This window comes from Bacillus sp. YKCMOAS1 (assembly GCF_030268125.1).
GTDB lineage: Bacteria > Bacillota > Bacilli > Bacillales > Bacillaceae > Bacillus > Bacillus safensis.
On the sequence record NZ_BSEI01000004.1, the window covers coordinates 258,022 to 283,435 of the forward strand.

A 25,414-nucleotide genomic window follows, 5' to 3' on the forward strand; every position below is an offset into this window, starting at 1 on the left:
GCTTCTTAGCGGAGTGCGTGGTTTTTGATTGGACGAAGTCTTTATGATGCTTTAGAATGGAGCAACGCACAATCTGAATAGATTTTTGGAGGGAAACACACATGTCAGTAAAATGGGAAAAACAAGAAGGTAACGAAGGCGTTCTAACTGTAGAAGTTGACGCTGAAACATTTAACAAAGCACTTGATGATGCATTTAAGAAAGTGGTTAAGCAAGTATCAATCCCTGGATTCCGTAAAGGGAAAGTACCACGTGGTCTTTTCGAGCAGCGTTTTGGTGTAGAATCTCTTTATCAAGATGCATTAGATATTCTTCTTCCAGTTGAATATCCAAAAGCAATCGACGAAGCTGGTATCGAACCAGTTGACCGCCCTGAAATCGATGTTGAGAAAATCGAAAAAGGCGAAAGCTTAATCTTCACTGCAAAAGTAACAGTGAAGCCTGAAGTAAAACTTGGTGACTACAAAGGTCTTAACGTAGAAAAAGACGACACAGCTGTTACTGATGAAGATGTACAAGAAGAGCTTAAAGGCATGCAAAACCGTCAAGCTGAGCTTGTTGTCAAAGAAGAAGGCGCAATCGAAAACGGCGATACAGTTGTTCTTGATTTCGAAGGATTCGTTGATGGAGAAGCATTCGAAGGCGGAAAAGCTGAGAACTACTCTCTTGAAGTAGGTTCTGGTTCATTCATCCCTGGGTTCGAAGAGCAATTAGTTGGTCTTGAAGCTGGCGCTGAAAAAGACGTAGAAGTTACATTCCCAGAAGAATACCATGCTGAAGACCTTGCAGGTAAACCAGCTGTATTCAAAGTGAAAATTCATGAAATCAAAGCAAAAGAACTTCCAGCACTTGACGATGAGTTCGCTAAAGATGTTGATGAAGAAGTAGAAACACTTGCTGAGTTAACTGAAAAAACGAAGAAACGTCTTGAAGAAGCAAAAGAAAACGAAGCAGAAGGAAAACTTCGTGAAGAGCTAGTTGCGAAAGCTTCTGAAAATGCGGAAGTTGACATCCCACAAGCGATGGTTGACACAGAGCTAGACCGCATGATGAAAGAATTCGAACAACGTCTTCAAATGCAAGGTATGAACCTTGAGCTTTACTTCCAATTCTCTGGACAAGATGAAGATGCGCTTAAAGAGCAAATGAAAGAAGATGCTGCTAAACGCGTAAAATCTAACCTAACACTTGAAGCAATTGCTGCTGCAGAAAACTTACAAGTGTCTGACGAAGAAGTGGAAGAAGAACTTTCAAAAATGGCTGAAGCATACAACATGCCAATTGAAAATATCAAACAAGCGATCGGATCTACTGAAGCAATGAAAGAAGATCTAAAAGTTCGTAAAGCAATTGATTTTCTTGTAGAAAACCGTTAATATGGTGCATAATAATAAAACAGGGCGCGAGTGACTCGTGCCTTGTTTTGTACAATTTTTGACTTATCATCGCTTCTTTTGGAAACGATAGTGTAAGTCGCATCTTTCTGTCATACATATCTCAATGTGCGGTGTTAGAAACACATCGTTACCGTCTTTTAGGAAAGTATGGTAAAATGCATACATACTGGACCCAGAAAGGTAGCTGACTGTTAGCTACAGGCAAGTGAAGAAGAATAAGGGGTGAAAGAATGTTTAAATTCAACGAGGAAAAAGGTCAATTAAAATGCTCGTTTTGCGGAAAAACGCAAGATCAAGTGCGTAAACTGGTCGCAGGACCTGGCGTATATATATGTGATGAATGTATCGAGCTTTGCACGGAAATAGTTGAAGAAGAGCTCGGCACAGAGGAAGAAGTTGAATTCAAGGATGTTCCGAAGCCTCATGAAATTCGGGAGATTCTTGATGAATATGTCATCGGACAAGACAATGCGAAAAAATCCTTAGCTGTAGCGGTTTATAACCATTACAAACGGATCAATTCCAACAGCAAGATTGATGATGTTGAGCTTTCGAAAAGTAATATTTCTATGATTGGACCAACAGGAAGCGGTAAAACATTACTTGCTCAAACACTTGCTCGTATTTTAAATGTTCCATTTGCGATCGCAGATGCAACATCATTAACTGAAGCAGGTTATGTTGGTGAAGACGTAGAGAATATTTTACTAAAGCTGATCCAGGCAGCGGATTATGATGTAGAAAAAGCGGAAAAAGGCATTATCTACATCGATGAGATCGATAAAGTAGCAAGAAAATCAGAAAACCCTTCTATCACTCGTGATGTATCTGGGGAAGGTGTCCAGCAAGCCCTTTTGAAAATTCTTGAAGGAACAGTTGCTAGTGTACCGCCTCAAGGTGGACGTAAGCATCCTCATCAAGAATTCATTCAAATCGATACAACAAATATCCTCTTTATTTGTGGTGGAGCCTTTGACGGCATTGAGCAAATCATCAAACGCCGCTTAGGTCAAAAAGTAATTGGATTCGGTGCGGAAAATAAAGTCGAAGATCTTGAAAAAGAAGTCCTTCTATCAAAAGTACTGCCAGAAGACTTGCTTCGCTTCGGTTTAATTCCAGAATTCATCGGTCGTCTACCGGTTATTGCAAGCCTAGAGCCGTTAGATGAAAAAGCACTTGTAGAAATCTTGACGAAGCCTAAAAATGCGCTCGTTAAGCAATATACAAAAATGCTTGAGCTTGACGATGTAGAGCTTGAATTTGAAGAAGATGCTCTTAGCGAAATTGCGAAAAAAGCAATTGAGCGTAAAACAGGAGCTCGTGGTCTTCGCTCAATCATTGAAGGTATCATGCTTGATGTGATGTTTGACCTTCCATCTCGTGATGATATTGAAAAATGTGTCATCACTGGTGCAACGGTTGCTGATGGTGAGTCGCCGCGTCTTGTTTTAAAAGATGGCACAGTCGTCAACAAAGATACAAAAACATCTGCATAAGAGAAGTCTCACTCCTGAATCATTTTGATTCAGGAGTTTTTTATTTATCGTGGAAGACGTGTTTATTCCGTCCAGCTCTAGGAAATACTAGCAGACAGAAACCAATACATACGATAGATGAAGGAGGGAGCACCGATTGAGCTGGACAGGAATCGTATTATTTATACAGCTGTTCTTTGGTATCGTCATCGGGCTGTACTTTTGGAACTTACTGCGAAATCAGCGCACACAAAAGGTGACGATAGACAAAGAATCAAAGAAAGAAATGGAAGCACTCAGAAAGATGCGCTCAATCAAGCTGAGTGAGCCTTTATCAGAGAGAGTCCGGCCAAAGGGATTTCAAGATATTGTAGGGCAGGAAGACGGCATTCGTGCTCTAAAAGCGGCGCTTTGCGGACCAAATCCTCAGCATGTCATTGTCTACGGCCCACCGGGAGTTGGAAAAACAGCAGCTGCCCGTCTTGTCATGGAAGAAGCGAAGCGTCATGCTGATTCACCGTTTAAGAAAGATGCGGTATTTGTGGAGCTCGATGCCACAACCGCAAGATTCGATGAACGGGGCATCGCAGACCCACTCATTGGTTCCGTGCATGACCCTATTTACCAAGGGGCGGGAGCGATGGGACAGGCAGGCATTCCGCAGCCAAAACAAGGAGCCGTTACGCATGCTCATGGAGGGGTTCTGTTTATTGATGAAATTGGCGAACTGCATCCGATCCAAATGAACAAAATGCTGAAAGTCCTTGAAGATCGGAAAGTATTTTTAGACAGTGCCTACTACAGTGAGGAAAACACCCAAATTCCGAATCACATCCACGATATTTTTCAGAATGGGCTTCCGGCTGATTTCCGGTTGATTGGTGCTACGACAAGAACACCTGAAGAAATTCCACCGGCTATTCGCTCAAGGTGTTTGGAAATTTTCTTTAAGGACCTTGACCAGCATGAACTGAAAATTGTTGCTGCTAAGGCTGTCCAAAAAATCCAAAAGGAATTAAGTGATGAAGGGCTGAACCTGTTAACCTCCTATGTGAAAAATGGCCGTGAAGCAGTCAATATGGTGCAGATCGCCGCTGGAATGGCCGTCACAGAAAACCGAAAAGACATCACGATCGAAGATGTCGAGTGGGTCATTCATTCAAGTCAGCTGACACCAAGATATGAACAAAAAGTACCGGAAAAGCCAAAAGTCGGGGTAGTGAATGGTCTGGCTGTCTACGGACCAAACAGCGGTGCCCTGCTTGAGATTGAAGTGAATATATGTAAGGCGCTTGAAAAAGGCAGTATCAACATTACAGGCATTGCTGAAGAAGAAAGCATTGGCAGTCAGTCTAAATCCATTAGACGAAAAAGTATGGCCAAAGGGTCTGTTGAAAACGTATTAACAGTGCTGAGAAACTTAGGCATACGGACAAATGAATATGACATCCATATTAATTTCCCAGGCGGTGCCCCGATTGATGGACCGTCTGCTGGGATTGCCATGGCGGCGGCGATTTTCTCTGCCATTCATCAAATCCCGATTGATCATCTGACAGCAATGACAGGTGAAATCGGGTTGCAGGGTCAGGTGAAGCCGATCGGCGGTGTGATACCGAAGATTAAGGCGGCGAAACAAGCTGGTGCCACAACCGTGATTATTCCTTATGACAACCAGCAGTCGATCTTAAAAGAGATTGAAGGCGTCACCATTGTGCCTGTGAAGCACTTCCAAGAGGTGCTGGATCAGTGTTTGGTCAACCCGCCAGACGAGAAGAAAGATGGACTAGAAGAGGAAATGAAAAGAAAATCTGTTTAATCCCCATCACATATGGGGATTTTTTAGTGAAATAGATCTTTTTTTCTTTTTCAAGATAAAAAGAAAGGGTATACTACGGTAAGATCATCATTTCTCAAGTCTTTTACATTGTACAAGACTGAAACAGGTATATTATAATGATTCATACTAGTGACGGAGGTGTCAATCAACATGGCAGATGAAATCAAAAAGAATGTTCCGCTCCTCCCATTGCGAGGCTTGCTTGTTTATCCAACAATGGTCTTGCATTTGGACGTTGGACGAGAGAAGTCTGTTCAAGCATTAGAACAGGCGATGATGAACGATCATATGATTTTTCTAGCAACACAGCGGGAAATTTCAATAGATGAACCAGGTGAAGAGGAAATTTTCAAAGTCGGCACCTACACAAAAATCAAACAAATGCTGAAGCTGCCGAATGGAACGATTCGTGTACTCGTAGAAGGCTTAAATCGAGCGCAGATCGAATCATATGTGGAGCTTGAGGACTATACGTCCGTCGATATTAAAGAATTGGCAGAAGAAGATTTAAAGGACGCAGAAGCAGAAGCACTCATGCGCACTTTGTTAGATCACTTTGATCAGTACATAAAAATTTCAAAAAAAATCTCAGCTGAAACATATGCAACGGTGACGGATATTGAGGAACCGGGGAGAATGGCAGATATCGTTGCTTCTCACCTGCCGCTTAAATTAAAGGACAAACAAGAAGTACTGGAAACAGTGGATGTTAAAAAACGTCTGAATCGTGTCATCAGCTTAATTCACAATGAAAAAGAAGTGCTGGAAATTGAAAAGAAAATTGGTCAGCGCGTCAAACGTTCAATGGAACGAACGCAAAAAGAATATTATTTGCGTGAACAAATGAAAGCCATTCAAAAGGAGCTAGGTGACAAAGAAGGAAAAACGGGCGAAGTCAGTTCATTAATGTCTAAAATCGAAGAGTCTAGCATGCCGGATTCTGTTCGTGAAACGGCACTAAAAGAATTGAACCGTTATGAAAAAATTCCTTCAAGCTCTGCGGAGAGCTCTGTCATTCGAAATTATATTGATTGGCTGATCAATCTTCCATGGGGCACCTATACAGAAGATCGTCTAGATTTAAAGCTGGCAAGTGAGATTTTAGATGATGAGCATCATGGGCTGGAAAAAGTCAAAGAACGTGTGCTTGAATACCTTGCTGTACAGAAGCTGACCAATTCATTAAAAGGACCGATTCTTTGCTTAGCAGGACCTCCTGGGGTAGGGAAAACGTCACTTGCCAAATCGATTGCTAAATCACTTGACCGAAAGTTTATCCGTATCTCTCTTGGCGGTGTGCGTGATGAATCTGAGATTCGTGGACATAGAAGAACGTATGTAGGCGCGATGCCAGGCCGTATCATTCGCGGGATGAGCAAGGCAGGCACAATGAATCCGGTGTTTCTTTTAGATGAAATTGATAAGATGTCATCTGATTTTAGAGGTGATCCGTCTTCTGCGATGCTTGAAGTGCTGGATCCAGAGCAAAATCACAACTTTAGCGATCACTATATTGAAGAGACATTTGATTTATCACAAGTGTTATTTATTGCCACTGCCAACAATTTAGCAACCATTCCGGGCCCACTTCGTGATAGAATGGAGATTATCACGATTGCAGGGTATACAGAGGTTGAAAAAGCAGAGATTGTGAAAGATCACCTTCTGCCGAAGCAGCTAAAGGAGCACGGATTAAAGAAAGGGAACTTGCAGCTTCGTGAAGCAGCGATTTATGATATGATTCGCTATTACACAAGAGAAGCAGGAGTTCGTGGATTAGAGCGTCAGCTTGCGGCCATTTGCCGAAAAGCGGCAAGAGCGATTGTAGCTGAAGACCGAAAACGCATCACAGTGACGGAAAAGAACTTATCTGAATTCCTTGGAAAAAGACTTTACCGTTATGGTCAGGCTGAAACAACAGACCAAGTGGGGGTTGTCACAGGACTTGCGTATACGACAGTTGGCGGAGACACCTTATCAATTGAGGTATCACTCTCGCCTGGTAAAGGCAAGCTCTTGTTAACAGGTAAGCTTGGTGATGTCATGAGAGAATCTGCACAGGCGGCATTCAGTTATATTCGTTCCAAAGCAGATGAACTGAACATTGATCCTAATTTTAATGAAAAGCACGATATTCATATCCATGTTCCAGAGGGTGCGGTTCCAAAGGACGGGCCATCAGCTGGTATCACCATTGCGACGGCTCTTGTATCAGCACTCACAGGACGTCCTGTATCAAAAGAGGTTGGTATGACAGGAGAGATAACGTTAAGAGGAAGAGTGCTTCCAATTGGCGGACTAAAAGAAAAAGCATTAGGCGCACATCGTGCAGGATTGAAAACCATTATTCTTCCAAAGGACAATGAGAAGGATATTGATGATATTCCTGATAGTGTGAGAGAAGGACTAACCTTTATTCCGGTCTCACATTTAGATGAGGTGCTTGAGAAAGCGTTGGTAGGAGAGGGAAGATGAAAGTAACAAAATCAGATATCGTCATTAGTGCGGTGAAACCAGAGCAGTACCCGAGCGGTGGACTGCCTGAAATCGCGCTTGCTGGACGATCAAATGTTGGAAAGTCCTCGTTCATCAACTCATTGATTAATCGTAAAAATTTAGCGCGTACGTCTTCTAAACCAGGAAAGACACAGACGCTTAATTTCTACATTATTAATGATATGCTCCATTTTGTGGATGTTCCGGGCTACGGCTTTGCCAAAGTATCAAAAACAGAGCGCGAAGCCTGGGGTAGAATGATCGAAACGTATATTACAATGCGTGAAGAATTAAAAGCAGTTGTCCAAATTGTGGATCTGCGCCATAAGCCATCAGTAGATGATGTGAACATGTATGAATTCCTTAAATATTACGGAGTTCCCGTGATCGTCATCGCAACAAAAGCGGATAAAATTCCAAAAGGCAAATGGGAAAAACATGCGAAAGTCGTCAAACAGACGCTCGACATTGACCCATCAGATGAACTCATCTTATTCTCTTCTGAAACAAAAAAGGGAAAAGATGAAGCCTGGAATGCGATCCTTGCGAAAGTAAACGGCTAAAAAAAGCATCTGCGATGAGCAGATGCTTTTTTACATTAGTTTTCTTTTCAGCGTGAGATGAAAACCCTTGAAGTCTAGAAAGGACGAGTACTGGCGCGGAGCGAATTTGATATTCGTGAGCACCAGCACGCAGGACTGACACCGAATGCGAGGGTTTGTCTTCTCGCTGAAGGCATCTGCGATGAGCAGATGCTTTTTTATTGTATAAGTTATTTCCTTTTTAAAAATAATAAGAGGAGACTGACAGCAATCAGTACATAAGGCCAGTACAATTCAAAGCCGGAAGTAGGAATCGAAAGGGAACTTAGCTGTTTTGTAATTTGCTGAAAGAAATAAAGGAACAGACCGAGTGCGATCAGCACAACACTTTCAATACGATATTCTTTCTTCTGAGATGATTTCACAAAGAGTGCAAGTCCTACGATGAATACAATCATTGTAAATGTGTCTGGCCAGTGGTCCAATTTAGGCTGAAGAATAAAGTGTAGCGAAAGGCCTGTCATAAGCATACCGATAAACACATGAGCGCTTTCTTGCTCCTTCTTTCCTTGATATAAAAAAGCGAGGCCAAAAAGCAGTACAAGTGTATACCATTTCTCTTGATCCTTCCAAATGTCAAATTGACCTCCCGAGAGAATGGCATATAGCGCTACAGCCAGTAAAGTAAGCGGCAGCAAAATGGATTTTTTCTTCAAAGATGTCACCTTCTTTTAAGCAGATCATTTGTCCGCACGCGCCAAATCTGGTAAATTGCTTGAAGTGATGATATGGCATAAACGGTGTCGAACATTTTTCTACTATATCACAACATTTTTGAAATCTGTTCACAATTTTTATCCAGTTAAAAATGAATATATGTTATAATCATTATAAATAATAAATTCTATATTGTAATTATTATAAATTAGACAGGGCGTTGGGGGTGCAAGCTGAAGTTATGCATATTCTTGTTGTGGGTTTAGATTATAAAACAGCCCCTGTTGAGATACGGGAACAGCTGAGCTTTGAACCGAGTGAGCTCGGAACAGCGATGTCCAAGCTTAAAGAAGAAAAAAGCATTCTAGAGAATATCGTCATCTCAACATGTAATCGAACAGAGATCTACGCAGTAGTAGATCAGCTTCATACTGGACGGTTTTATATAAAAAGATTTTTAGCCGATTGGTTCGGTTTAGAAAAAGAAGATGTCTCTCCGTATTTGAAGTTCTATGAAAACGATGGAGCGGTTGAGCATTTATTCCGTGTGGCCTGTGGACTTGATTCCATGGTGATTGGTGAAACGCAAATACTCGGTCAAGTACGCTCCAGCTTTAAAGTAGCTCAAGAGGAGAAGACCATTGGTACCGTTTTCAATTATTTATTTAAACAGGCGGTCACTGTTGCAAAACGCTCTCATGCGGAAACGGATATTGCGTCTAATGCGGTGTCTGTCAGCTATGCAGCGGTTGAGCTTGCTAAAAAAATCTTTGGACGTCTTTCTGATAAGCATGTCCTGATTCTTGGCGCGGGCAAAATGGGCGAACTGGCGGCTCAAAACCTTCAAGGGCAAGGAATTGGCCAAGTAACGGTCATCAACCGAACGTTTGAGAAGGCAAAGGAATTGGCCGGTCGTTTTTCAGGAGAGCCTAAGAGCTTAAACCAATTAGAAAAAACATTATCCGAAGCGGACATTTTAATCAGCTCAACGGGTGCGAAACAATTTGTCATTACAAAAGAAATGGTCGAAAGTGCGAATAAAAAGCGGAAGGGCAGACCTCTATTTATGGTAGATATTGCTGTACCCCGTGATTTAGATCCAGCCATTTCTGAAGTAGAAGGTGCTTTTTTGTATGACATTGATGACCTTGAAGGCATCGTGGCTGCCAACTTAAAAGAGCGCCGTGCAGTGGCTGAGCAGGTTGAGCTCCTGATTGAAGCAGAAATTGTAGAATTTAAGCAATGGCTGAATACGTTAGGTGTTGTTCCAGTCATTTCTGCACTTAGAGAAAAGGCACTCACAATTCAAGCCGATACGATGCAGAGTATTGAGCGAAAGCTTCCAAACCTCACAAACCGTGAAATGAAGCTGTTAAATAAACATACGAAAAGCATCATCAACCAAATGCTGAAAGATCCTATCTTAAAGGCAAAAGAAATTGCCGCGGAGCCAAATGCAGAGGAAAAACTTTTACTTTTTAAAGAAATCTTTGATTTACAGGTTGAAGATGAAGAGCAAAAGGTCGAACCTGTACAGGTGGAGCAAGGGTCATTTCAGCTGTTCAAACCAAATATGGCACAAGGCTTTGCTACAGTTGCCAGTGAGTGATTAAGCGATGATGGAATCCATTGTAGCGAGACTCAATGAAGCAACGATCTTAATCTATGCACTAAGTGTCTTGTTCTATTTCATAGATTTTCTTCAACACAACCGGAAGGCTGGAAAAATGGCTTTCTGGTTGCTTTCTATTGTCTGGCTGCTGCAAACAGTCTACATGTTCTATATTATGATGGAAACAGACCGATTCCCTGTGTTGAATGTAGCAGAGGGGTTATATTTTTATACGTGGGTGCTTGTGACACTTTCGCTTGTCCTCACAAAGATATTGCGCGTTGAATTTATTGTCTTTTTTACAAATGTGATCGGTTTTTCCATGATGGCGATTCACACCTTTACACCATCTGACCTCCATTCAGCAGAACTAACGGGGAAGCTGACGAGTGAACTGCTCGTGATTCATATTACGATGGCGATTTTATCCTACGGTGCCTTTTCACTTTCTTTTGCATTTTCACTGCTTTATCTCTTTCAATATCGTTTGCTGAAAAAGAAAAAATGGGGAAAATGGCTTTTGAGAATTGAAGACTTATCAAAGCTGGATCATATGGCATACGTATTAAACATTATTGGTGTGCCAATGCTTTTGCTTAGTTTAATTCTTGGCATCATTTGGGCATATATCTCGTATGATACGTTGTACTGGACAGATGCAAAGGTGCTTGGTTCGTTTATTATGCTGTTTTTATATGGCTTTTACTTATATATCAGATTGGTGAGAAATATGCAGGGCAAAATCGTGGCATTTTGGAATGTCGCTTCATTCCTTGTGCTAATGATCAATTATTTTCTGCTTGGTAGCTTATCAACCTTTCATTGGTTTCAATAATGATGAGTCTTAAAGGCATTGTCGGGAGGAAGACGTATTGCGTACAATTAAAGTTGGTTCTAGACGAAGTAAGCTGGCAATTACACAAACAAAATGGGTCATTCAAAAGCTGTCTGAACTAAACCCTTCTTATTCTTTTGAAATAAAAGAAATTGTGACAAAGGGTGATCAAATTTTAGATGTGACCTTATCTAAGGTTGGCGGAAAAGGACTGTTTGTTAAAGAGATTGAGCAGGCGATGCTGAATCATGATATCGATATGGCGGTGCACAGCATGAAGGATATGCCGGCTGCTCTTCCAGAAGGTTTAGTGATTGGCTGTATTCCTGAGCGTGAAGATGTGCGGGATGCACTTATTTCGAAGGATCATCTGAGTCTCAGCGAACTGCCTAAGGGTGCAATTGTGGGAACGAGCAGCTTACGGCGCAGCGCACAGCTTCTTCAGGAAAGACCAGATCTTGAGATTAAATGGATTCGAGGAAACATTGATACGAGATTGGAAAAGCTGAAAAATGAAGAGTATGATGCCATTATTCTAGCGGCTGCCGGTCTGTCCAGAATGGGATGGAGCAAAGAGGTTGTGTCGGAATTTTTATCTCCTGAGACGTGCCTTCCAGCCGTTGGACAAGGCGCGCTATCGATTGAGTGCCGCGGGGATGATGAAGAGCTGTTGCAGCTTCTCGCCCAATTTACGAATGAATATACGAAGAAAACGGTCCTCGCAGAAAGAGCCTTCCTCAAACAAATGGATGGAAGCTGTCAGGTGCCGATCGCCGGCTATGCAACGATGAATGAGCATAATGAAATTGAACTAACAGGTCTTGTTGCATCTGCTGATGGGCACACAATTATTCGAGAAACCGTCACAGGCACTGACCCTGAAGCAATTGGAACAGCGTGTGCGAAGCAGATGGCCGATAAGGGAGCAAAGGATTTGATCGACAAGGTGAAAAAGGATTTGTCTCAATGAGCATAGGCAAATCGCTTCACGGACAGACGGTGCTTGTCACTCGAAATGAACGTCAAGCGGGCGTGTTTCAGCCAAAGATTGAAGCGCTGAACGGCCATGCGGTTTTAACCTCTCTTATTCGGTTTGAGCCTACGCTCACAAAAGAAAAAGCGCAGGACTTTTTAAAGGACTTAGAAAATAGCCAATGGCTTGTTTTCACGAGTGTGAATGGTGCGTCTTTTTTTCTGAACTACATAAAAGACCATCATTTCCAAAAGAGCTTATCCCATTTGAAAGTGGCTGCTGTAGGAGAGAAAACCTCTGCCTATCTTGAGCAGCACGGCTTGAAGGTGGATGTTGTGCCAGAACGATTTATAGCGGAAGAACTGGCAGATGCATTACTTGACCATGTACGCCCAGGAGATCGTGTGTTTGTAGCAAAAGGGCATCTATCACGAGATGTGGTGAAAGAGACCCTCGTTCCGCTCGGCATTGAGGTAAAAGAATGGATTTTATATGAAACAGTCAAGGATGAGGAAGGAATTGCTGCTCTTAAAACGGCAATGACGAAGCAATCATTTGATTTTATTACATTTACGAGCTCATCTACTGTTCATTCTTTTATGCATGTGATGGAAGCAGATGCAGCGAAGCTTGCTGCATCTGACACCTGTTTTGTGACGATCGGTCCTCTGACAAAAGAGGCACTGCTTCAATACGGGATTTCTTCTGAAACCCCAGATACTTATACGATAGACGGAATGCTTGATTTGATGTGCCGTTTATCTGAAAGGAAGTTGAACCATTGATGAAATTTAACAGACACCGCAGATTGCGGACAAGCGCAGGAATGAGAGAATTAGTCAGAGAAACCTTTTTAAGACCATCTGATTTCATTTATCCGATCTTTTTTGTAGAGGGAGAAAATGTCCGAAAAGAAGTCTCTTCAATGCCAGGTGTGTATCATATTTCTGTAGATCTTGTGAAAGAAGAAGTCCAAGAGCTTGTTGATCTCGGCATCAAATCGATCATTGTATTTGGTGTGCCAGATCATAAAGATCATGTAGGCAGTGAGGCGTATCACGATCATGGCATTGTTCAAAGAGCAACGCTTGAGATCAAAAAGCATTTCCCAGAGCTCGTGGTCATTGCAGACACTTGCTTATGCCAATATACAGATCACGGACATTGCGGAATCGTTGAAGATGGTGAAATTTTAAATGATGAATCTCTTCAGCTATTAGCGAAAACTGCTGTCAGCCAAGCGCGTGCAGGTGCAGATATCATCGCGCCTTCAAATATGATGGACGGATTTGTTGTTGCCATTCGTGAGGCACTGGATGAAGCAGGCTTTATTCATGTACCAGTCATGTCTTATGCCGTGAAATATGCAAGTGCTTTTTACGGTCCGTTCCGTGATGCAGCACATAGTACACCGCAGTTTGGAGATCGTAAAACATATCAAATGGACCCTGCAAACCGTTTAGAGGCTCTAAGAGAAGCGCAATCTGATGTAGAAGAGGGAGCAGACTTCTTGATTGTCAAACCATCTCTTTCTTACTTAGACATTATGCGTGATGTGAAAAATGAATTTACACTCCCTGTTGTTGCTTACAATGTGAGCGGAGAGTATGCAATGGTAAAAGCCGCTGCTCAAAATGGCTGGATTTCTGAAAAAGAGCTTGTTTTGGAAATGCTGACAAGCATGAAACGTGCAGGAGCAGAACTCATCATTACGTATCATGCAAAAGATGCAGCAAAATGGCTCTCAGAATAAAGAACGGATAGACAGGAGGACATTGAAATGGGACGTAGCTATGAAAAATCAAAACAAGCATTTGAAGAAGCACAGCATTTAATGCCTGGTGGTGTCAACAGCCCTGTGCGTGCATTTAAATCAGTCAACACAGACCCGATTTTTATGGAACGAGGCAAAGGCGCCAAGATCTATGATATTGATGGAAATGAATACATCGATTATGTCTTATCATGGGGACCACTGATTTTAGGACATACGAATGATCGTGTCGTTGAAAGCATTCAGCGAGTAGCGGAAAATGGGACAAGCTTCGGTGCTTCTACGTTAGTTGAAAATGAATTAGCTAAACTTGTATCAGAGCGGGTCCCTTCCATCGAAGTCATTCGCATGGTCAGCTCTGGTACAGAGGCGACGATGAGTGCACTTCGTCTAGCTCGCGGTTTTACAGGCAGAAATAAAATTGTGAAATTTGAAGGCTGCTATCATGGCCACGGTGATTCTTTGCTCATTAAAGCGGGTTCTGGAGTGGCAACGCTTGGACTGCCTGATAGTCCTGGTGTTCCTGAAGGGACTGCAAGCAACACGATCACAGTGCCGTACAATGATTTAGAAAGCATTCAAGTTGCTTTTCAAGAATTTGGCGACGATATTGCTGGTGTCATTGTAGAGCCGGTCGCAGGAAATATGGGGGTTGTCCCTCCGCAAGAAGGTTTCTTGCAAGGGCTGAGAGATATTACGGAGCAATACGGATCATTACTCATTTTTGATGAGGTCATGACAGGCTTTCGTGTGGATTATCACTGCGCGCAAGGATATTTTGGCATCACACCTGATCTGACGTGTCTTGGTAAAGTCATTGGAGGCGGTCTTCCAGTCGGTGCTTATGGCGGAAGAGCGGATATTATGAGACAAATTGCGCCAAGTGGTCCAATTTATCAAGCAGGAACGTTATCTGGTAACCCTCTTGCGATGACAGCAGGCTTAGAAACTCTAAAACAGCTCACACCTGAGTCTTATGAAGAGTTTAAACGAAAAGGTGACCGTTTAGAAGAAGGTATTTCGAAAGCAGCAAAAGCATATGGAATTCCATTAACGTTTAACCGTGCGGGTTCCATGATCGGATTCTTCTTTACAAATGAAGAAGTGATCAATTATGACAAAGCGAAAACAGCTGATCTTGCTTTATTCGCTGAATTTTACAAGGAAATGGCCGATCACGGCATCTTCCTCCCGCCATCTCAATTTGAAGGACTATTCCTGTCAACAGCTCATACAGATGAAGACATCGAATATACCATTGAGACAGTGGAAAAGGTTTTTCAAAAACTACGTCGATAAAACAAAAGCCGATATGGAGACATATCGGCTTCAGATTGTTGACAAAGGCTAAAATGATCTTGATTTTAGCCCTTTGTCTTTTTTTCAGCGTGATAGAAAACCTTTGCAGTCTAGGAAAGACGAGCAGCGGAGCGGAGCGAATTTGACATTCGTGAGCACCGGAGCGCAGGACTGACAACGAATGCGAGGGTTTGTCTACACGCTGAGCCGATATGGAGACATATCGGCTTTTTGCGTTGGAGAAAACGAATCATATTTTCACTTCCTCCCACATACAACTGTATTGACATCTAATTTTATTTTTTAAGGATTAGATGAAAGGAGGACACCGACTTGTCTCAAAACAATCGATTACAGTTTTCGGTAGAAGAATCCATTTATTTCAAAAGCGGACAGGAAGTCAGTGAGCTGCTGTCAATTTCTCTCGACCCTGACATTCTCGTTCAAGAAGTGAATGATTATGTTTCCATTAGAGGTTCACTCGAGCTAACAGGAGAATACAACATAAATCAAGAGGAGCTATTGGGTGAATTGAGTTCCTTTCCAACATACAGGGAAGCAGATGAGGTAAAGGTAAGAGAAGACGGAACGGCGGAGCTTCTGCATCAATTTCCAGTCGATATCACCATTCCGAAGAACAAAATTAGTCATTTAAATGATGTGTTTGTGTTCATTGATGCGTTTGATTACCAGCTGACAGAGAATCGTTTGCTTACCATTCAGGCTGATTTAGCCATCGAGGGCTTGTTAGACGAGGAAACGCCTCAAGCGCCTGTAGAGGAGCCGTATGAATTTGTCCATCGTCCTGAAGAGGATGATGGCGATATGGCTTACGATTATCAGTTGCAGCCGGAACAAGAAGAGCAAGAAGACCTGCAAGGCGAAGAACATGAGGATGATGAGAAGCAGCATGTATTCCAACATGACACGCGCGCCGAGCAAGAGGAACAGGAAGATCAAGAAGAAGAAATTGAGATAGAACTGATGAACAGGGAAGTAGAGGAAGTGCTCGAAGAACCCGAGGAACCTGAAGAACAAGAAGAGCCGGAACAGCCGAGTAATCAAGAAGAAGCTGTGGCGCTTGGCTATCGATCCATCCCTGAAGCTCAGGTGCAGGAACCGCCATTTTTTGAACCGCCTAAGCTTTTAGAAGAAGAGGAGCGGGATGATACGTACTTTGAAGTGGAAGTGAGAAAAGATCCGGAAGCTGCAGAAGAGCAGGAAGAAACGGTACAGTCGTATCCGGCATTTGAATCACCTGCTTATCAAGTGGAACCTGAGCAAGAGGAGCAGGATGACGAATATCAGCTCGGGCGGTTATATGAACGGGAAGCACCTAAAATATATGAGTCAGCTCAAGAAGAGGAGCTTGAAGAAGACGTGAGAGAAACGTCTGGCAGTGAGAACTCTCTTTATTTAACAAAGCTGTTCGCTAAGCAGGAGGAGGAAGATTTTTCTCGCATGAAAATATGTATAGTTCAGCAAGAAGATACGGTCGATCGTATTTGTGAGAGATATCAATTGAATGTGCAGCAGCTTCTTCGCACAAACTCATTATCGATTGATGCGGAGCTTGAGGAAGGGCAGATTCTTTATATTCCTGAATATCAAAAAAGCAATGCATAGCAAGCGATGACTGACCGAGAAAATGTGGTGAGTGAACGTGGATGAAATCCAATCTGTCTTATACGAATACGGACTTGAGGCTGAATATATTGAACCTGTCAGTCCTGTTGTCATCAAGGTATATACAAAGCAGGGTGTATTTGCCTTGAAGCGAGTAAAAGCCAACCGGCATATGCAATTTACTGAACAAATGCTTGAACTAGAATCAAAGGGATATCGCTCCTTTGTGCCGATTTATCGGACGAAGAGCGGTTCCTTTTTCTCAAGTCATCGGGAAAGCCAGTATGCATACTATCTTATGCCGTGGCTGACGAATGAAAAGAGAGAAGAGCAGGACGATAAGCACGAATATTTATTTCAAGAGATTGCAAGACTTCATAAGCGGACTGAAGTCATGATCGATATCACAGAGCAAGAGATAGAAGCGCATTACACCCAAATCAAGACCAAATGGGAAACAGAGAAAGACATGTATGAACGATTCATAGAGCGGGCAGAACAAACGTGGTATATGTCGCCATTTGAGCTGGCCGCTGCTATGTATTTTTCAGAGGCGATGTCTGCCAGCGAATTTGCGCTTGAACGATTAGAAGATTGGCATGAAGAAATGAAAGACAAAGAGACAACGCGTGTTGTGCTAAATCATGGACAGCTATCGATCCATCATTTTTTGTATAATGATGTAGGAACAGGACATTTCACCAATTTCGAGCGGTCTAAAAAAGCCGCCCCCATCTATGATCTTCTGACCTATTACTTTCGGACATTCAAAACCTATCCCACGTCTTGTCCTGAATGCACTTCTTTGTTTTATACGTATCAAAAAGGAAACCCTTTTCGGGAGGAAGAACTGCATTTGTTCCTAAGCTACCTTGCTTATCCGCAAGTGCTCTTTGATACAGTAAAAGCTTATGAAGCAGGCGGACAGGATGAAATGGAAAGTTGTCAGCAGTTGTTAAGAGCGTATTGGCAGATGAAAAATTCTGAGCCGACTGTCATGAAGATTCATGAGATTGAGCAGGCTAGACGGCTTGAAGAAGAACAAAGTGCCTCGTCATCAGCGGAATGACGAGGTTATGTTGCGTTGGCTTTATATGGGCAGGTACATAAGCATGAGTTTTTTTAAAACCAATCAAGATGAAAGGCACAGGCGAGAAAAATAAGAATACCTAGAATGAGGACGTCAAATGTTGTAGGGAAAATGATCGTACGAAATCCTTGAAATATAGCAATCGGGAGAACGACTTGGGAGGCAACTGCCCGAATTTGTCTTAGCCAGGGGGGAAGTGTGTAAGGATTGATCTTCTTCAAATCAAACGCCCTCCTTCTTCATTTTGTTATTATCATATGGGCAAAAGGGCGAAGGGTGCCTGCCCAATTTGTATAAAGAAGAAGAAAAGCGGAAAAGATGATTGACGAAAACAAAAGGCATTTAGTAATATAAATAAAAGATGAGTATGTGCTGATGAACGTGATATATCGTAAGCGTAGATCAGGAAGAGTACGAGCAAGACCCTAAAGAGAGGGAAGCCAAGAGCTGAGAGGTTTCCTAGGATGTACTTGTTTGGAAGGTCGCCTGTGAGCTTAATTTCTTGAATGAACAAGTAGAGAAATTCGGGAGAACCCCGTTATCCTTTAGAGTGTATGGGACACGTGTATGTGTCTCATGAAAAAAGGTGGTACCGCGAAAAAGCTTTTTCGTCCTTTTATAAGGATGGAAAGGCTTTTTTTATGTTTCATCAGCCGAAAAAATGTGGAGGTTACACAAATGGGAACAAATAATCAAGAAATGCCAACAAAGTACGATCCTAATGCGATTGAAAAAGACCGCTATACGTACTGGCTTGAAGGAAAATTCTTCGAAGCACAAAATGACAAAACGAAAGATCCATATACAGTCGTCATTCCTCCACCAAACGTGACAGGAAAACTGCATCTTGGGCATGCATGGGATTCTACACTCCAAGACATCGTGACACGTATGAAACGGATGCAGGGCTATGACGTTCTTTGGCTTCCAGGTATGGACCATGCCGGTATTGCGACTCAAGCAAAAGTCGAGGCGAAGCTTCGCGAAGAAGGCGTAAGCCGGTATGACCTTGGCCGGGAGAAATTTGTGGAAGAAACGTGGAAATGGAAAGAAGAATATGCAGATTTTATTCGCAGCCAGTGGGCGAAAATGGGTCTTGGTCTCGATTACTCCCGTGAACGTTTTACTTTAGATGAAGGTCTGAATAAAGCCGTTCGCCAAGTGTTTGTTCAATTGTACGAAAAAGGGCTTATTTATCGCGGAGAGTACATCATTAACTGGGATCCAGCAACGAAAACGGCACTTTCTGATATTGAAGTGATTTATAAGGATGTTCAAGGTGCGTTTTATCACTTGAGATATCCGCTTTCAGATGGCACGGGTTCAATTGAAATTGCGACAACAAGACCTGAAACAATGCTGGGAGATACAGCCGTAGCCGTACACCCTGATGACGAGCGCTATCAGCATTTGATTGGAAAAACAGTGGTTTTACCAATTACAGGCCGCGAGATCCCAATCGTCGGTGATGACTATGTCGATATGGAGTTTGGTTCAGGTGCTGTGAAAATTACGCCTGCTCATGACCCGAATGACTTTGAGCTTGGAAACCGCCACGGGCTAGAGCGTATTCTTGTCATGAATGAAGATGGCACAATGAATGCGAATGCACTGCAATATAAAGGGATGGACCGTTTCGAATGCCGCAAACAGCTTGTGAAGGATTTACAAGAAGAAGGCATTTTGTTCAGAATTGAGGACCACATGCATTCAGTTGGTCATAGTGAGCGAAGTGGAGCTGTCGTTGAACCGTATTTATCAACACAATGGTTTGTGAAAATGCAGCCGCTGGCAGACGAAGCTATTCATCTGCAAAAAGGGGACGACCAAGTTCAATTTGTTCCAGACCGATTTGAAAAGACATATTTACATTGGATGGAAAATATCCGTGACTGGTGTATTTCTCGTCAGCTATGGTGGGGACACCGTATTCCGGCTTGGTATCATAAAGAAACGAAAGAAGTATATGTTGGACTTGAAGCACCAGAAGATATTGAGAACTGGGAACAGGATAACGATGTACTTGATACATGGTTCAGTTCAGCTCTTTGGCCGTTTTCTACAATGGGCTGGCCGGATGCAGACAGTGAAGACTTCAAGCGCTACTATCCAACCAATCTGCTTGTAACTGGCTATGACATCATTTTCTTCTGGGTATCCCGCATGATCTTCCAAGGTCTTGAATTCACAGGAGAAAAACCGTTCAAAGATGTCCTTATTCATGGGCTTATCCGCGATGAACAAGGGCGTAAAATGAGTAAGTCGCTCGGCAACGGAATTGATCCAATGGAGGTCATCGACAAATACGGTGCGGATTCATTAAGATATTTCTTAGCGACTGGAAGCTCACCAGGTCAGGATCTTCGCTTTAGCTTTGAAAAGGTTGAATCCACTTGGAACTTTGCGAACAAAATTTGGAACGCATCCCGTTTTGCTTTAATGAATATGGATGGTCTAACGTATGATGAGCTTGATTTAACAGGAGAAAAATCAGTTGCTGATCAATGGATTTTAACACGCTTAAATGAAACAATTGAAAGTGTCACACAGCTTGCTGACAAGTATGAATTCGGTGAAGTGGGCAGACATTTATACAACTTTATTTGGGATGATTTCTGTGATTGGTACATTGAAATGGCGAAACTTCCGCTTTATGGAGAAGACGAAGCAGCGAAGAAAACGACTCGTTCGATCCTTGCGTATGTATTAGATCAAACGATGAGACTTCTACATCCGTTTATGCCGTTCTTAACAGAAGAAATCTGGCAGCATCTACCGCATGAAGGTGAGTCCATTACTGTTGCGGCATGGCCTGAAGTGAAGCCGGAGCTTTCCAACGAACAAGCTTCTGCTGATATGAAGCTGCTTGTGGAACTCATCCGCTCTGTTCGTAACATTCGCAGTGAAGTGAACACGCCAATGAGCAAACAAGTAGAGCTTTACATTAAAGCCTCTACATCTGATGTGCAGGAACGCTTAGAGAAAAACCGTTCATATATTGAGCGCTTCACGAACCCAAGTGTTCTTGAAATTGGCACGGATATCCCAGCTAGTGATAAAGCGATGACGGCTGTTATTTCTGGAGCAGAACTCATTCTGCCGCTTGAAGGCTTAATCAACTTAGATGAAGAAATTGCTCGTCTGCAAAAAGAGCTTGATAAGCTGACAAAAGAAGTGGAACGAGTACAGAAAAAGCTTGGCAACGAAGGCTTTATGAAAAAAGCGCCTGAAAGTGTCGTAGAAGAAGAGCGTGCGAAAGAACGTGATTATGTCGCAAAACGCGAGGCTGTTCAAAAGCGTATTGAAGAGCTGAAAGCATAAGGTTGAAAAGACGGCTCCTAATGAAAGGGAGTCGTCTTTTTTGAAAATTTCGTATGAAATGAGAGATGACATTGTTTACAACCTATCATGAAGCCATTGATTGGATTCACAGCAGACTGGCCTTTGGCGTAAAACCGGGTCTTGAACGAATGAAATGGCTGATGAACAGACTAGGAAATCCGGAACAAAGTATAAAAACAGTACATGTTGCAGGTACAAATGGTAAAGGATCAACCATTGCGTTTACGCGTTCTGTGTTGCAGGCAGCCGGCTATTCGGTCGGAACTTTCACCTCTCCGTTTATACTAACGTTCAATGAAAGAATCAGCGTGAATGGAGTGCCTATAGATGATGAAGAATGGCTGAGTTTGGTGAATGAAATCAAGCCTTTTGTTGACGAATTAGATCAAACAGAGCTTGGCGCAGCGACAGAATTTGAAATCATTACAGCATGTGCATTTGCTTATTTTGCTCATGTGCACCAAGTAGACTTTGTCCTCTTGGAAACAGGGCTTGGCGGAAGGCTTGATTCTACAAATATTGCTGTGCCTATTTTAACAGCGATTACGTCGATTGGTCATGATCATATGGCCATTTTAGGTGACACACTTGAACAAATTGCAACTGAAAAAGCGGGCATTATCAAAGAGGGTATTCCAATGATCACGGCAGTTCACCAGCCTGAAGCTCTTGCTGTCATTCAAAACACAGCCAAAGAAAAGAATGCTGAATGTATTTCATTACATGATACTTGTAGCTTTGATGAGCAGCAGCCAACAGAAACAGGTGAACGTTTCACGTTACGCACATCAAAAAAGCAGTATCCGCAGCTTGAAACACAATTAATCGGAACGCATCAAAGGCAAAATGCTTCTCTTGCTGTTTTACTCATTGAATGGCTGGAGCAAGAAGGCTATATTAGCGTGACAAAAGAGCAAATATATGAGGGCATTCGGCAGGCAGTTTGGGCTGGGAGATTTGAAAAAGTCAAAGATCATCCTCCAGTGTATTTAGACGGTGCTCATAATGAAGAAGGGATCGACCGTTTAATTGAAACTGTACAAGCTCATTTTTCTAGTAAACAGGTGCATATATGTTTTAGTGCTTTAAAAGATAAGCCGTACAAGCAAATGATTCAAAAGCTTGAAGCTGTCAGTTCTTCCATCCATTTTGTTTCATTTGATTTTCCAAGAGCCGAATCAGCTGAAAAGCTTTATGTATGCAGTCAGTTAGACGCAAAGTCTTATGATGATGACCCTCGTACAGTGCTTGAGTTCATTCAGAAAAAAAGTGATGATCCTTCAGCGGTGATCATTGTGACAGGCTCTCTTTATTTTATTTCAGATATACGAAATCGTATTTTAAGGTAATCAAAAGACGCAATTGCTTTTATGCAATGTGCGTCTTTTTTTTTGAAATGCGGGTTTACTAGGTACTCAAGTTGAAGCTGATGACGGGAAGGAATTCTATATGGAGTGAACATATTTTATTCGATGCCCATCCCTTCTTATTCCCTCTATGACGATTTATGGGATATTTTTAATCAAATTTCACTTCAAGTAATGACTGCTGCTTTTTGGAATAGATTATTTTGGGTTTAATGTAACTATATAGTACAATGGATAAAAAGGTGTATCGCGTAGTATTAATGTATAAATTAACAGATTGTCATTTAATTTTTAAAACGCTTTTCCTCAAATTTCATCTGAAAGGAGGAATAACTTGTTTATTATCAGTGGAGTTCTTCTTTCTTTTATGTTATTAATAGTTGTTTCAATAGTTGTAATCCTTTTTAAGCGAATTATTTTAGGGAAAAGCATAGGTGTTTACTATACTCCCTTTGACAATATTACTGGAAACACCAGTATTGAATTTCATGAAGAGCAAAATGAAGAAGGAAATGAAGACGATCAAGGTAATGATAAGGATAAAAATAAGGGGAAAAGATTCTAGCCGCTAATAAATAATGAATTATTTAATAGTGTGATGGAAGTGTTGTTGAGATAATATATGGTGTTAATTTTAGTGCTCTTCTTACAAAATGGGCGTAAAAATAATTGCTTAAACAAGATTAAGTATATGGAGATTTTATAAAGACGGGTAAGCTTCTATCTTGTGCTCTTTCTTGTTAGGATATCTGTTTTATTATCTTGTCATATTTGATCAAAAATTTGTGAGTTTGAAGGAAAAGGGTTAGGTATTTGTAACACTTTTTCTCGGATATCCGAAATCGTATTTTAAGGTAATCAAAAGACGCAATTTCTTCTATGTAATGTGCGTCTTTTTTCTTTTGAAATGTAAATGAGAGGGGAAATCACATTTTCATCAGGTGTTCAAGGTGAATCGCTATGGTACAATCCGGGATATTCTATTTCCGGAAGGAGCCGCGATATATGATAGGCATTTTTGTGTTTCTTGCAGGCATCACCATGGGGTCGTTCTTTCATCTAGTTGGTGAAAGGCTGCCACTTAAGCGGTCTATTCTTTTTCCTCGTTCTCACTGCACAGTGTGTAAACAGCCGCTTTCCCTGCACGAGATGATCCCGCTCGTTTCGTATGCGTTATTGAGGGGAACTTGTAAACATTGCGGCACTCGGCTGTCTTTGCTATATCCACTGGTTGAGCTGCTGTCAGGTAGTCTTTTTTTGCTCATGTATAGAATTGCTGGTATTTCGTTTGAAGGTCTTTTTCTTGTGATTCTTTGTAGTTTATTTGTGATTGCTGTCGTGAGTGATCTCCTTTATATGAGGGTGCCAAACGAGCTGTTTCTCTTCTTTTTCCCTCTTTTCGTCATATACCGCATGCTTGAACCACTTCTTATTTGGTGGGAAGGAGCGGCTTCGCTTCTTTTTTGCTTTCTCATGTTTTATAGTTTAGAACGTTTCAAGCCAAATAGCATGGGCGGTGCTGATGTGAAGCTGTTCAGTGTGCTTGCATTTTGCCTTGGCTTCAAGCCATTCCTTCTCATTCTTTTCCTCTCGTGTATCGCTGGAATCGCCTATGCGAAGGTTTTTTCATTTCAATTAGATGAACCATTTCCCTTTGTTCCTGCGATCTCTTTTTCTTTTTGGCTGTATCTCTATGGAGCTCATGTCATGCTCCCATTCGCAGGGTCGACCGGTTGAAAAAATTGGCGAACACTTTTTTTCCCTGCCGACAAAAGTCTTGTTCTTTTTTTTTTCCGCTATGTTAAAGTGTGAAACAGAAAGAAGGACGGGTACATTCGCGCTGATTCATTGGACAAAAAGGTCTTTCTTACAAACAATGTCAGAAAGCGGGGAATGACAGTGAAAAAAAGGCAGGCAAAAAAACAAGGGTTAAAAGTCAATATTAATGGCAAAGAAGAAATGCTTCATGAAGATGATCACCAGCCGCCAAAACAGCAAGAGGATGATCAAGTGACGTTTTCGAATTGGGAGGAAAAAAGGCAGTCAGAACAGGAGACTGCTGCATCTGAGGAAGAACCGGCTAAACCGAAAGAAGAAGATTTCCAGTGGGATGATGCAGCTGATCATATTTATCATTCTGATCCAAAGGTCGTCACACCTTATCAAAAGAAAAAAGGTTCCTTTGATCAGAAGTTCGGTAAAAACCGCGGCCCGTTTAAGAGAGTGATGACAACGATTGTGTTTGCAGTGGTTCTTGGGACAGGCCTTGGTGTGTTTGCACTTAGCTTAAGCCAAGATGGTACTCAGAATCCATCAGGAGGAGATATCAGCGTTTCAGCATCCGGAAATCAATCATCGATGAAAGCAGGCGGTGATGCGCCGCCAACAGATACTGCTGATGGATCAAAAGAGAATAAAAATGAAAAAAGTGCCTCTGGCAGTTTTTCAACCTATGTCGTACAGGCTGGAAAGTTTTCCTCTGAAAAAGGAGCAGATGAATTAGTTGGCAGTTTAAAAGAAGCAGGGTATGCGGGAAAAAAGATCTCAATGGATGATGGCTATTATGTCATTGCTGGGCTGGCGACAGAACAGGGCATGACAAGTGCTGTTGGGAAGAAGCTGATTGATCAGCACTTTGAGGCATGGGGAGGCAAGGAGCTCTCATTTCAAGTACCGGATGAGTTGACTAGTTTAATAGAAAAGGCATCTCTATTATCCTCTAAGGTCATTGCAGGAGATGATGTAGATCAAAAGGACGTTACGCAGCTGATCTCTGAGCTTGAAAGTGCCAAAACAACGGACGCACCAGCTAAAAGCAGTTTGCTGAAAGCGGTACAACTGTTAAATGAACCTACTGCTGAAAACGCGTGGAAATCTCAGCAGGCACTGCTTGATCAATTAAATACGTAAAATCATATTTTAAGAAACCAAACTAGTCAAAAAATGACTAGTTTTTTTCTTTTGCATCCAACATAATGATGAAGGAACATGAAAAATGAAATTTTCGTAAATTGTCCGTAAGATGTACA

Annotated in this window: 20 protein-coding genes and 1 other annotated feature; of the genes, 18 read left to right on the forward strand and 2 right to left on the reverse strand. The window is 42.0% G+C overall.

The window, feature by feature from the left end; translation table 11 throughout:
* Window positions 1-101 precede the first annotated feature (101 nt).
* From tig to yihA, 5 genes are all read left to right on the forward strand, one after another.
* A complete protein-coding gene (gene tig / locus QSJ46_RS13890; protein ID WP_034279803.1) occupies window positions 102-1,376 on the forward strand; it encodes a trigger factor in 1,275 nt (424 codons plus the stop codon).
* A 251-nt stretch (window positions 1,377-1,627) separates the two neighbouring features.
* Window positions 1,628-2,893, forward strand: a complete 1,266-nt coding sequence (gene clpX, locus QSJ46_RS13895) for an ATP-dependent protease ATP-binding subunit ClpX (protein ID WP_285604862.1) — start codon at window positions 1,628-1,630, stop codon at window positions 2,891-2,893.
* A gap of 136 nt (window positions 2,894-3,029) precedes the next feature.
* Entirely contained in the window at window positions 3,030-4,691 is a 1,662-nt protein-coding gene (lonB, locus tag QSJ46_RS13900; protein WP_041086484.1) for an ATP-dependent protease LonB, read from the forward strand.
* Between the two features lie 171 nt (window positions 4,692-4,862).
* Entirely contained in the window at window positions 4,863-7,187 is a 2,325-nt protein-coding gene (gene lon / locus QSJ46_RS13905; RefSeq protein WP_285604863.1) for an endopeptidase La, read from the forward strand.
* A complete protein-coding gene (yihA, locus tag QSJ46_RS13910; protein WP_024423177.1) occupies window positions 7,184-7,771 on the forward strand; it encodes a ribosome biogenesis GTP-binding protein YihA/YsxC in 588 nt (195 codons plus the stop codon). Before lon ends, yihA begins: the two co-directional genes overlap by 4 nt.
* A 209-nt stretch (window positions 7,772-7,980) precedes the next feature.
* Here the strand turns inward: yihA and QSJ46_RS13915 are convergent, their stop codons facing one another.
* Window positions 7,981-8,466 carry a hypothetical protein gene (locus tag QSJ46_RS13915; RefSeq protein WP_034279808.1) on the reverse strand — a complete coding sequence of 162 codons (486 nt, stop codon included), beginning with the start codon at window positions 8,464-8,466 and terminating at the stop codon, window positions 7,981-7,983.
* 242 nt (window positions 8,467-8,708) lie between these two features.
* Here QSJ46_RS13915 and hemA point away from each other — a divergent pair, with 242 nt between their 5' ends.
* From hemA to ysxE, 8 genes are all read left to right on the forward strand, one after another.
* Complete coding sequence (gene hemA, locus QSJ46_RS13920) at window positions 8,709-10,076, forward strand: glutamyl-tRNA reductase (protein WP_024423175.1); 1,368 nt, start codon at window positions 8,709-8,711, stop codon at window positions 10,074-10,076.
* A gap of 7 nt (window positions 10,077-10,083) precedes the next feature.
* Window positions 10,084-10,914, forward strand: coding sequence for a cytochrome c biogenesis protein (locus QSJ46_RS13925; protein WP_039180413.1), 831 nt, complete (start codon window positions 10,084-10,086; stop codon window positions 10,912-10,914).
* 37 nt (window positions 10,915-10,951) lie between these two features.
* A complete protein-coding gene (hemC, locus tag QSJ46_RS13930) occupies window positions 10,952-11,884 on the forward strand; it encodes a hydroxymethylbilane synthase (RefSeq protein ID WP_034279812.1) in 933 nt (310 codons plus the stop codon).
* Complete coding sequence (locus tag QSJ46_RS13935) at window positions 11,881-12,672, forward strand: uroporphyrinogen-III synthase (RefSeq protein WP_285604864.1); 792 nt, start codon at window positions 11,881-11,883, stop codon at window positions 12,670-12,672. The genes hemC and QSJ46_RS13935 overlap by 4 nt, the downstream gene beginning before the upstream one ends.
* Window positions 12,672-13,640 carry a porphobilinogen synthase gene (gene hemB, locus QSJ46_RS13940; RefSeq protein WP_029706177.1) on the forward strand — a complete coding sequence of 323 codons (969 nt, stop codon included), beginning with the start codon at window positions 12,672-12,674 and terminating at the stop codon, window positions 13,638-13,640. The genes QSJ46_RS13935 and hemB overlap by 1 nt, the downstream gene beginning before the upstream one ends.
* Window positions 13,641-13,667: 27 nt before the next feature.
* Window positions 13,668-14,960, forward strand: a complete 1,293-nt coding sequence (gene hemL, locus QSJ46_RS13945; RefSeq protein WP_039180405.1) for a glutamate-1-semialdehyde 2,1-aminomutase — start codon at window positions 13,668-13,670, stop codon at window positions 14,958-14,960.
* Window positions 14,961-15,293: 333 nt separating this feature from the next.
* Window positions 15,294-16,586: a LysM peptidoglycan-binding domain-containing protein gene (locus tag QSJ46_RS13950; protein WP_285604865.1), complete on the forward strand. Its 1,293-nt coding sequence runs from the start codon at window positions 15,294-15,296 to the stop codon at window positions 16,584-16,586.
* A gap of 37 nt (window positions 16,587-16,623) precedes the next feature.
* On the forward strand, window positions 16,624-17,655 hold the full coding sequence (gene ysxE / locus QSJ46_RS13955; RefSeq protein WP_064497861.1) for a spore coat protein YsxE: 1,032 nt from the start codon (window positions 16,624-16,626) through the stop codon (window positions 17,653-17,655).
* 53 nt (window positions 17,656-17,708) lie between these two features.
* Here ysxE and QSJ46_RS13960 read toward each other — a convergent pair whose 3' ends face one another.
* Window positions 17,709-17,897: a hypothetical protein gene (locus tag QSJ46_RS13960; RefSeq protein WP_003216497.1), complete on the reverse strand. Its 189-nt coding sequence runs from the start codon at window positions 17,895-17,897 to the stop codon at window positions 17,709-17,711.
* A gap of 168 nt (window positions 17,898-18,065) precedes the next feature.
* Window positions 18,066-18,295 (forward strand) — a binding site (T-box leader).
* Window positions 18,296-18,354: 59 nt separating this feature from the next.
* On the opposite strand from QSJ46_RS13960, the gene QSJ46_RS13965 reads away from it, so the two are divergent.
* From QSJ46_RS13965 to QSJ46_RS13985, 5 genes are all read left to right on the forward strand, one after another.
* Complete coding sequence (locus tag QSJ46_RS13965) at window positions 18,355-20,997, forward strand: valine--tRNA ligase (protein WP_285604866.1); 2,643 nt, start codon at window positions 18,355-18,357, stop codon at window positions 20,995-20,997.
* A gap of 65 nt (window positions 20,998-21,062) precedes the next feature.
* Window positions 21,063-22,367, forward strand: a complete 1,305-nt coding sequence (locus QSJ46_RS13970) for a bifunctional folylpolyglutamate synthase/dihydrofolate synthase (protein WP_285604867.1) — start codon at window positions 21,063-21,065, stop codon at window positions 22,365-22,367.
* 352 nt (window positions 22,368-22,719) lie between these two features.
* A complete protein-coding gene (locus QSJ46_RS13975) occupies window positions 22,720-22,950 on the forward strand; it encodes a DUF3951 domain-containing protein (RefSeq protein WP_228280361.1) in 231 nt (76 codons plus the stop codon).
* 440 nt (window positions 22,951-23,390) lie between these two features.
* Window positions 23,391-24,122 carry a prepilin peptidase gene (locus tag QSJ46_RS13980; RefSeq protein ID WP_047203335.1) on the forward strand — a complete coding sequence of 244 codons (732 nt, stop codon included), beginning with the start codon at window positions 23,391-23,393 and terminating at the stop codon, window positions 24,120-24,122.
* Window positions 24,123-24,278: 156 nt separating this feature from the next.
* Entirely contained in the window at window positions 24,279-25,295 is a 1,017-nt protein-coding gene (locus tag QSJ46_RS13985) for an SPOR domain-containing protein (RefSeq protein ID WP_285604868.1), read from the forward strand.
* Window positions 25,296-25,414: the final 119 nt, after the last annotated feature.